Annotated in this window: 5 protein-coding genes; all 5 read right to left on the bottom strand. The window is 75.2% G+C overall.

Translation table 11 applies throughout. The annotated features are described in order from the left end of the window. Positions 1–630, bottom strand: a 630-nt coding sequence (locus LCD33_RS00025; protein WP_374228387.1) for an NAD-dependent epimerase/dehydratase family protein, incomplete at its 3' end; no start/stop codon positions are given. Further along, positions 627–2,372: an ABC transporter ATP-binding protein gene (locus LCD33_RS00020; protein ID WP_224956318.1), complete on the bottom strand. Its 1,746-nt coding sequence runs from the start codon at positions 2,370–2,372 to the stop codon at positions 627–629. The genes LCD33_RS00025 and LCD33_RS00020, both read right to left, overlap by 4 nt. Then, positions 2,369–4,159, bottom strand: coding sequence for an ABC transporter ATP-binding protein (locus tag LCD33_RS00015; protein WP_224956317.1), 1,791 nt, complete (start codon positions 4,157–4,159; stop codon positions 2,369–2,371). The genes LCD33_RS00020 and LCD33_RS00015 overlap by 4 nt, the downstream gene beginning before the upstream one ends. Beyond that, positions 4,156–9,627: a non-ribosomal peptide synthetase gene (locus LCD33_RS00010; RefSeq protein WP_224977352.1), complete on the bottom strand. Its 5,472-nt coding sequence runs from the start codon at positions 9,625–9,627 to the stop codon at positions 4,156–4,158. The genes LCD33_RS00015 and LCD33_RS00010 overlap by 4 nt, the downstream gene beginning before the upstream one ends. After that, positions 9,617–9,889 (bottom strand): hypothetical protein, encoded by a 273-nt coding sequence (locus LCD33_RS00005; RefSeq protein WP_224977351.1) that lies wholly within the window; start codon positions 9,887–9,889, stop codon positions 9,617–9,619. The genes LCD33_RS00010 and LCD33_RS00005 overlap by 11 nt, the downstream gene beginning before the upstream one ends. Between the last annotated feature and the right edge of the window lie 94 nt (positions 9,890–9,983).

The raw sequence follows: 9,983 nt of genomic DNA, 5'->3' as shown, positions 1-9,983 counted from the left end.
CCGGCCGCCGCCCCCCGCGTCCACCCCCCCCGGGGCCTGGGGCGGCACGCGGCCGCCCCCCCCGGGGGGCGGCCCCCCCCCCCCCCCCCCCCCCCCCCCCCCCCCCCCCCCCCCCCCGCCCCCCCGCGGCGGGGGGGGGCGCCCCCCGCCCCCCACGCCGTGCAGGTAGTCCGCCGCGGCGACCTCGGTGAACCGGTCGAGCAGTCCGAAGTGGACCTCGAGCGCGTCCACCCGGTCGAGCTCGGCGGCGACCGCGCGCGGGAACAACCCGGTCAGGCCCGGCCGCAACCCGGCCGAGAGGACCGCGACGCGGGGACCGGCGGGGTCCAGCAGCGCGTGCAGCGCCTCGTCCCCCGCCACGTCCACGTAGTCCGCGCCCGCGCGGTGCGCCGCGACGGCGAGCGCGTCGCCGATCTCCCGCGACGGCCCCGCGCAGTTGAGCAGCACGTCCAGCCCGGCGCAGAAATCGTCCACAGTAGACTTGGAACGGAAGTCCACCACCCGCTCCTCCGGCCCGGAAGGCGCGCTGCGCCCGCCGATCCGCACCGCGCACCCGCGTCCGCGCAACGCCCGCACCGCGTGCGAACCGACGTCCCCGCGCCCGCCGACGACTCCGACGACAGCGGTCACCGGTCCTGCTCCGCGGACACCAGGCGCCAGCCGCGGCTGCGGGTGCGCCGGTTCCAGAACTCCGCGTACCGGCCGTCCGCGGCCAGCAGCTCCTCGTGCGTGCCGCGTTCGGCGATGCGGCCGTCGTCGAGCACCAGGATCTGGTCCGCGGCGACCACGGTCGGCAACTTGTGCGCGATCACCACCAGCGTGGAGGTGCGCATCAGGCTGCGCAGCGCGTCCTGCACGTAGCGCTCGTTCTCCGGGTCCAGGGCGGCGGTCGCCTCGTCCAGCAGCACGATCGGCGCGCCCTTGAGCACGGCCCGCGCCACCGACACCCGCTGCCGCTCCCCGCCGGAGAGCGAGGCGCCACCCTCGCCGACCGGGGTGGCCCAGCCCTGCGGGAGCCGTTCGACGATCTCGTGCACGCCCGCCAGCCGCGCCGCCTCGCGCAGCTCCTCGTCGGTGGCGGCGGGCCGGCCGATGCGGATGTTCGCTTCCAGCGTGTCGTCGAACAGGTACACGTCCTGCATCACCAGCGACACCTGCTCGGCGAGCCCGGCCGTGCCCAGTTCGCGCACGTCCGCGCCGCCGACGCGCACCACCCCGGAATCCACGTCGAAGAACCGCATGATCAGCCGGGTGATGGTGGTCTTGCCGGAGCCCGAGGCCCCGACGACCGCGGTCATGGTGCGCGGGGGCACCCGCAGCGACACGTCCCGCAGCACCGGGTTCGCCGGGTCGTAGCCGAAGCGGACCGCGTCGAACTCGATCTCGCCGGGGCGGGTGACCTCGGCGGCCGCGGCCGGTTCGGCCAGCGGCTCCTCGTCGAAGATCTCCGCGAGCCGTCGCAGGTCGTTGCCGGCCATCCGCACCATGCCGCTGAGCCCGGCGACCTCGGTGAGCGGGCCGACGAACCGCGCGGCCAGCGCCAGCAGCGCCACCAGCGTCACCGGCTCGATCGCGGACCCCAGCACCAGCGCCACCCCGACCGCGACCAGCGCGGCGAAGGACAGCTGCACGGCGAGCCCGGAGGCCAGCAGCCGCGGCATCGTCTCGGTGAGCATCCGGCCCGCGGCGCGCCCGCGGCCGTCGATGGCCTCCTCCAGCGGCGCGTAGCCCTCGGCGCCGCGGCCGAACGCGCGCAGCGTCTGCTGGTTGCGGGCGAACTCCACCACGCGGTTCCCGGCGAGCGCGTCGGCGGCGTCGCGCTGCTGCTCGGACCGCCCGATCCAGTGCGCGGACCAGCGGTGCGTCAGGTACAGCAGCGGCGCGGCCAGCACCATCACCAGGCCGAGGCGCCAGTCGAGCACCAGCATCGCCACCGCCACCGTCGCGGGCGTGACGACACCGCTCACCACCGGGGTGAGCAGGTGCGCGAACACGTTGGTGACCATGAAGGTGCCGCCGGTGGCGCTGCGGGAGAGCCTGCCGACCTTCTCCGAGCTGAACCAGCCCAGCGGCAGCGAGGCCACGTGGTCGCCGAGGCGGCGGTGCAGGGTCCCGAGGGTGACCAGCGCCAGCCGGAATCCCTGCATCGCCTGCTGGTAGCGGGCGACGCAGGTCGCCAGCACGGCGATCGCCAGTGCGCCCAGCCAGCGCCAGGCGGCACCGGTGTCGCCGCTGAGCACGGCGCCCAGCACCGGCACCAGGAAGGCCATCGCCAGCCCTTCCAGCACCGCGTACCCGACCAGCCAGGCCAGGTAGGAGCGCAGCGCACCGCGGTGCTGCGGCCCCAGGATCGTCGCCAGGTGCCTGATCATCGTGCTGCTCCTCCCCCGTCGGGCGCCCCGGCGGTGCTGTCGGTGGTCGACTCGTGCTCGGCCCACATGCGCGCGTAGCGGCCGTCCGCGGCGAGCAGTTCCGCGTGCGTGCCCTGCTCGGCGACGCGGCCGCGTTCGACGACGACGATCCGGTCGACGTCGGTGATGGTGGACAGGCGGTGCGCGATCACCAGGACGGTGCGGCCGCGCGCGACGGCGGACAGCGCCTCCTGAATCTCGGCTTCGGATTCCGGGTCGGCGTAGGCGGTGGCCTCGTCCAGCACCAGCACCGGGGTGTCGGCGAGCAGCGCGCGGGCGATGGAGACGCGCTGCGCCTCCCCGCCGGAGAGCACCGCGTCCTCGCCGATCACCGACTCGTAGCCGCGGGGCAGCCGGGTGATGCGTTCGTGGATGCGGGCGGCTTCGGCGGCGGCGACCAGTTCCCGCTCGGTCGCGGCGGGCCTGCCCAGCCGCAGGTTGTCGGCCACGGTGCCGTGCAGCAGCTGCACGTCCTGCAGCACGAACCCGACGTGCCGGTACAGCTCGGCGGGCGCGATCTCGCGGACGTCGACACCGCCGAGCCGGATCGCCCCACCGGTGACGTCGTAGAACCGCGGCAGCAGCTTCGCCAGCGTGGACTTGCCCGCGCCCGACGGGCCGACGAGCGCGGTGACCGTGCCGGGGCGGCAGGTGAGGTCCACGCCGCGCAGCACCGGTTCGTCCGCGGCGTAGCCGAACTCCACCGCGTCGAACTCGACGAGGTTGCCCTGCGGGCTGCGCGGTTCCGCGGCCACCGGCAGCGCCGGGGCGGACAGCAGTCCGGACAGCCGTTCGGCGGCGGCGACGGCCTTGCGCTGCGCGGTGAAGCCCTGGTTGAGGGTGAGCAGCGTCGAGGGCAGCACCACGGCCACCAGCACCTCGGCGAGCACGTCGATCGGCGTCACCCAGCCGCGCTGCACGAACCAGGTGCCGCCCGCCACGCCGACCAGCGCGATCACCGGCACCGACAGGGCCATCGAGGTCAGCGCCTCCAGCCGCAGCACCGGGCGGACCCACCCGGCGTAGCGCTCGCCGAACTCGTCGACGGCGCGCCGGTAACCGGCGTGCGCCCGGCCGGTCTGCCCGAACGACTTCACCACGGCGATGCCGTGCACGAACTCCGCGATGGCGGCGCTGACGCGGGCGAACCCGGAGTCCATCTCGCGCATCTTGTCGGCGAACCCGCGCATCATGAACCCGTAGGCCACGAAGTAGATCGGCAACGTCGCCAGCGCCAGCAGCGCCAGCCGCCAGTCCACCCACAGCAGGTAGGCCAGCCCGCCGAGCGGCAGCACCACCGCCCCGGCCAGCTCCACGTCGTGGTGCGCGATCAGGTGGTGCAGGTCGTCGACGTCGTCCTGCGCGGCCTTGCGCACCCGGCCCGAGTTGGTCTCCGAGTACCAGCCGAGCCCGACCTCGCCGAGCTTGCGGACCAGCCTGCGGCGCAGCTCGGCCTGCATCCGGCCGTCGGCCAGGTGCGTGATCCACAGCGCCGCGCCGGTGCAGCTCCAGCCGAGCACCGTGCCGACCGCGATGACCACCGCGGTCCAGGCCACCCGGGTGGCGTCCAGCGGCCCCGGCGCCAGCAACGTGCGCCCCAGCTCGGCGATCCCGACGAACGGGGCGAGCGTGGTCAACGCCCCGATCCCGCCGAGCAGCACCCCGAGCCGCGTCATCGGCGCGATCGGGCGCCGCAGCTCGGCGAGCGCCGAGCTGCCCTGCTCCGCTCCTCCAGCGGCTGTTGTCATGCGTGCGCTCCCTGCTCCTCGACGTCCGCGCGCAGCGGTTCGGCCAACCGGTCCGCGACGATCTGCACTTGTGGGGGTTCGATGACGCTGAAGTGGTCGCCGGGCACGTCGGAGACCGCGAACCCGCCGAGGCAGGTGCGTTCCCAGAACGGCGCGGCGAAGTGCCCTACCCCGGCGGTGAGGCCGAAGGTCTGCTGCTGGTCGGCCCGCAGGAACCGCATGTCGCCGGCGTAGGGCTCCGGGTCGAAGCGAGCGGCGATCATGCTGTGCCTGCACACCCGGAACAGGGTCGGCACCATCTCCGGCTCGACCGGGACGCCGGCGTTCTCGGCGGCGGCGCGGGCGTACTCGGCGAGCCGGTCCCGCTGGTCGATCCGGGCCCGGCGGGTGGCCGCCTCGGCGACCGCGGTGAGCCCCGGGTCGTCGCGCAGCGCGGCGATCGCCCCGGCCGGGACCTTGCCGGAGCACTGCTCCATCAGCGTCTGCACGGCGCGGTGCACGTCCGCGGCGTCCACTTCGGGCCCGAAGACGGAGGCGACCGGGTCCAGCCCCAGGTTCGGCACGAAGATCGATTCGAAGGCGAGTTCCTCGTCGGTCTCGATGAACATCGGGATGCTGTCGACCAGCGTCAGGTCCACGACCTCCAGGCCCCGTTCGGCCAGCCGCCGCGCCACCTCGGTGGCCAGCAGCCCGCCGAGGCAGTAGCCGACGAGCTGGAACCGGGTGTGGCCCTCGTCGACGAGCCGCCGCGCGTAGTCATCGGCGACGCGGGGGATCAGGTCCTCGGCGGGGATCGCGCAGTACGCGTCCCAATCGGCGACCGCGAGCCCCACCACGGGGCCGAGCCGCTGCTCGGCGAGCGCGGCGCCCAGGTGCTGGAAGTAGTCCATCGTGCCGAGCGCCGCGTGGAACAGCACCCGCACCGGCCCGTCGACGTCCTGCGACCCGAACGGCACCAGCAGCGAGCCGCCCCGTGCCGCGCGCACCGGCGCCACCTCGGGTTCCCGCCCGGCTCGCAAGGCGGCGAGCAGCGCGGTCACGGTGGGCTCGTTGAGCATCTGGCGCAGCAGCGTGTCGTAGGCGAAGTCCGCGGCCTCCGGGACCTCCTCGCGCAGCCGGCCCGCGACGCGCGCCAGGATCAGCGAATCCGCGCCGCGGTGGTAGAAGTTCTCGTCCGGCCCGATCCGCTGCACGCCGAGCGCGGAGGCCCACAGCGCGCACAGCCGCGCCGCCAGCTCGTCCCCGCCGTCCACATCGGACTCGACCGCGGTGCCGACGGGTTCGGCGGGCCGCCATCCGGCCAGCGCCGCCCGGTCGATCTTCCCGTTGCGGGTGACCGGCAGCGCGTCCACCAGCTGCAGATGCGCGGGCACCATGTGCGCGGGCAGCCGCTCCCGCAGGAACCGCTCCAGCGCCGCCGGGTGCGGGGCCGCGCGGTCGGCCCCGACCCGCGCGGCGAACAGGTGCATCCCCTGCGCGGCCATCGGGTGTTCGTCACCGGGCAGGCACAGCACTTCTTCGGCACCGGCCTCGGCGAGCAGCGCGCGCCAGCGGTCCCGGTCCAGCAGGGTGCTCGCGCCGCGTTCCCGGTCGCCGTCCGCCGGATCCATCATGAAGCCCTGGGTGAGCAGGATCTGCGGGTGCTCGCCGGTCGGTTCGGTGAACACCAGCCAGCCGCCGGGGGCGAGCAGTTCCACGGCGGTGCGCAGCGCGGCGGCCACGTCCCGGGCGCTGTTGAGCATCCCGGCGCACAGCACCACGTCCGCGGAGTTCGGCGTCGCGCCCTGCGCCCGCAGGTCGCCGTCCACGTCGAGCAGGCCGAACCGCAGCCCGGGCACTCCGGCGAACTCCTCCTGCGCGGCGGGCAGGAAGAACGGGGTGACGTCGGTGAACAGGTAATCCACCTCGAACCCGTCGAGCAGCGGCAGCACCGCCGAGGTGGTCGCGCCGGTGCCCGCGCCGAGTTCCAGCACGCGCAGCGGTTCCGGTCCGTCGTGCCCGGCGGCGATGCGGTGCAGCACGGCGGCGGCGCCGTGGTTGGCGTAGCGCATCGCCGGGTCGTCGCGGTACACCGCCCGCGCCGGTTCGTCGCGGCCCTGCGGGAACAGCAGCTCGAACGGGTTCTGCTCGTCGTCGAGCAGCGCGTGCAGGCGGCCGACGTGGTCGCGCTGGTAGCGCACGAAGTCCGGGGTGCACAGACCGCGCTCGCAGTGCCGTTCCACCTGCTGCCAGGCGCGTTCCACGTCCTCGCCGGAGACGTCCGCGGCGATCCGCAGCAGCCCGTCCCGCTCGGCGACCTCGCCGCCGTCGAGGAGGCAGCGCAGCCAGCGGCGCACCAGCCAGCGGTGCCGCTCGTGCGGCTGGGCGGCGTCGACCACCGCGTCCTCGTCGCGCGGGGCGGCGAAGGCGCCGCGGGCGCGCAGCGCGTGCAGCATGGACAGCCGCGCCGCGCGGTGCAGGTCGTGCAGGTAACGCTCGACGTCCTCGGCGGCGAGCCCCGCGACCTGGCGGTCGGCGAACTTCGCCGCGGCGGTGCGCAGCCGTTCCCGGCCGCGCTCGTCGCGGTCCGGCTCGGCGACGCGGGCGGGTTCGGTGAAGCCGAGCAGCGCCCGCTCCCCGCCCTCACCGGCGACGACGGCGGCCGCCGCACCGACCTCCGGGTGGGCCAGCAGCGCGGCCTCCACCTCGCCGAGTTCGATGCGGTGGCCGCGGATCTTCACCTGGTCGTCGCGCCTGCCGAGGAACTCGATCTCCCCGCCGGGCAGGTAGCGGCCGAGGTCGCCGGTGCGGTAGAGCCGCTGCCCGTCGGCGGGGTGCGCGACGAACCGGTCCGCGGTCAGCTCCGCGTCCCCGAGGTACCCGAGCGCGAGTCCCGCGCCGGTGATGCACAGCTCGCCGGGAGTCCACACCGGACAGTCCCGCCAGTCCGCGTCGAGCACCCGGAAACCCTGGTTCCGCAACGGTGTTCCGTACGGGATGCTCGTCCACGACGGGTCCACCCGGTCGATCGGGTGGTGGATCGACCAGATCGACGCCTCGGTCGCGCCGCCCAGCGAGACCAGCTCGGCGGCCGGGGCGAACCGGGCCAGCTGATCGGGCAGCGTCACCGGGATCCAGTCGCCGGACAGCAGGCCCAGCCGCAGGCCCGGCAGCACCGCGGGCTCGGAATCCAGGTAGTTCACCAGCATCTGCAGCTGGGCGGGCACCGAGTTCCACAGCGTCACGCCGTGCTCGGCCACCAGTTCCGCCCAGTGCGAGGGGTCCGCGCCGCGCTCCGGGTCGGGCAGCACCAGCTCGCCTCCGGCGGCGAGCACCCCGAACACGTCGTAGACGGACAGGTCGAAGCCGAGCCGGGCCAGGCCCAGCACCCGGTCCCGCTCGGTGACGCCGAACCGCTCGGTGACGTCGTCCACGGTGTTGCGCGCGGCGCGGTGGCTGATCACCACGCCCTTCGGCGCCCCGGTCGAACCGGACGTGTAGATGACGTAGGCCGGGTCGTCCGGTGCGGTCGCGGGCCGCGGCGGCGCGGTCGCGGCGGGTTCGAGCCGGTCCAGCTCGGTCACCACCAGCTCGTCCGGCAGGTCGGTGGTGCGGGACTGCACGAGCACCCGGCGCACCCCGGCGTCGGCGAGCACCCGGTCCCGGCGCACCCGCGGCTGGTTCGCGTCGATCGGCAGGTAGCAGCCGCCGGCCAGCAGCACGCCCAGCACGCCCACGACCTGCTCGGGACCGCGGTCGACCAGCACGGCGACGCGCTCCCCCGGTTCGATCCCGTCGAGCCGCCGCGCCACCTCGGCCGCGAGCCCGGCGAGCTCGCCGTAGCGCAGGGCCCCGCCCGGGTGGCGCACCGCGATCGCGTCCGGCGCGCGGGCGGCGCGCGCCAGGACCCCGTCCTGCAGCAGACCGTCCGGGACCGGCCCGGCGGTGTCGTTGGCGCGGGCGCGCTCGGCCCGCTGCCACTCCGGCAGGCCCACCGGTTCCGGCAGCTCCCACGCGGCCGCGTCCGCGGCCAGCGAGCGCAGCAGTTCCTCGAACGCGGCGAACATGTCCGCGACGAGCCCGTCGGGGAAGATGCCGCGGCGAACGTCCCAGTCCACCACCAGTTCCCCGGACCCGTCGTTGACCTGGCAGTCCAGGAAGACCTGCGGGGTCTGGGTGATGCCCTCGCCGAGCACGCGACCCGCACCGGACCCACCGCTGGGCCCGAGACCGAGCGCGCTGGTGAACACCACCGGCATCAGCGCCGCCTCCTGGCCGCGGGCGCGGGCCAGGTCGCGGATCACCTCCACGCCGGAGTGCAACCGGTGGTCCAGGTCGGTGAACAGCCGCGCGCCGCGCCGCGCGGCGCGCTCCCCCAGCGAGGTCCCGGCCATCCCGTCCACGTCCAGCAGGCTCACCGAGGTGAAGTCGCCGACGAGCCGATCCACCTGCGGGTGCAGCGGCAGCCGGTTCAGCAGGGTGAGGTTGAGGGTGAAGCGGCGGCGCGCGCTCCAGCGGTCCAGCACCGAGGCGTAGGCCGCGAGCACCGCGTTGGCGGCGGTGATCCCGCGCGCCCCCGCCTGGGCGCGCAACTCGTTCCAGTCCTGTTCGGACAGCCGGAACCGGTGCCGGTCGAAGCGGACCTCACCGGTGCCGCTGCCGGTGCGCATCGGCAGTTCCGGCGCGGGCGGCAGATCGTCCACCTTGGACTTCCAGTACTCGCGGTCGCGGCGGTACCGGGCCGTGTCGCGCAGCCCGCGCTCGGCGAGCAGGTAGTCCCGGAAGGTGATCTCCAGCTCGGGCAGCTCGGCCGCGCGGCCCGCCAGCACCAGGTCCAGCTCGTCCAGCAGCACCCCGGCGCTGCCCCAGTCCGCGATGAGCGAGTCCAGCGAGAAGTGCAGCAGGTCGCCGTCGTCGGTGCGGGTCAGCCGCAGCTCGAACAGGGGCCACACCGCGGTGTCGTAGCGCCGGTGTCCCAGTTCCTCCCGGACCGCGGCCAGGTGCGCGGCGACCGCGTCCGGCCCGGCACCGCGCAGGTCGGTGCAGGCCACCTCGCAGCGCGGCACCTCCGGCAGCACCTGCTGGTAGCCGTCGGCCGACACGGTGGCGCGCAGCATGTCGTGCCGCCCGATCAGCAGGTTCCACGCGGCGACCACCGCGTCCGGCTCCAGGCTCGGGTAGCCGACCTCCAGGTACCCGTGGCAGGCGACGCCGCCGTAGCCGAAGGAATCGCGCCTGCCCAGCAGGTACGCGGTCTGCACGTCGGTGAGCGGGAACGGTTCGCCGCGGGCGTCCGGGTCGGCGCGCACCTGGCCGGCGTCCTGCTCGCGGTCCAGCAGCGCGAGCACCTCGTCCTTTTGCGCGCGCAGGGCGTCGCGGTGCTGCTGGGTGAGCGCGCCCTTCGGGGCGCGGAACCGGATCTGCCCGTCCTCGCTCCACAACCGGACGCCCAGGTCCTGGAGCTCGAAAATGATCTCGTCAGCGTTCATGGGTGCGGCACTCCTCGCCGGGCACGGGGGCGGTCTGGGCTGGGTCGGTCGGGGCTGGGGCGGTCGGGTCGGAGCTCGTCGGCAGCGGTTCGGTCGGGTCCGCGCTCGCCAGGTCCAGGTCGGCCGGGTCGACGTCGACCGGGTCGGCGCTGGCCAGGCCCGGGTCGGCCGGACCGGCATCGGCCGGATCGGTGCAGGACTGGTCGGTGCAGGACTGGTCGGTGCAGGACTGGTCGGCGTCGGCGTGGGGCGGGCCCCCCACGGGCCCGCCCGGGTGAGCCCCGCCCGCCCCCCCCCCCCCCCGGGGGGGGGGGGGGGGGGGGCGCCGGGGGGGGGGCGGGCCCCCCGGCCCCCCC

Origin of the sequence: Saccharopolyspora sp. 7B (assembly GCF_020177435.1) — a bacterium.
In the GTDB taxonomy this organism is placed as follows: Bacteria; Actinomycetota; Actinomycetes; order Mycobacteriales; family Pseudonocardiaceae; genus Saccharopolyspora_C; species Saccharopolyspora_C gregorii.
The sequence above is the reverse complement of the archived record's forward strand: the minus strand, read 5'-3'. Positions and strand labels throughout refer to the sequence as shown.

Coding starts and splice junctions, on each gene's coding strand:
- LCD33_RS00020 (WP_224956318.1), bottom strand. CDS start 2,372: ATGATCAGGCACCTGGCGACGATCCTGGGGCCGCAGCACCGCGGTGCG.
- LCD33_RS00015 (WP_224956317.1), bottom strand. CDS start 4,159: ATGACAACAGCCGCTGGAGGAGCGGAGCAGGGCAGCTCGGCGCTCGCC.
- LCD33_RS00010 (WP_224977352.1), bottom strand. CDS start 9,627: ATGAACGCTGACGAGATCATTTTCGAGCTCCAGGACCTGGGCGTCCGG.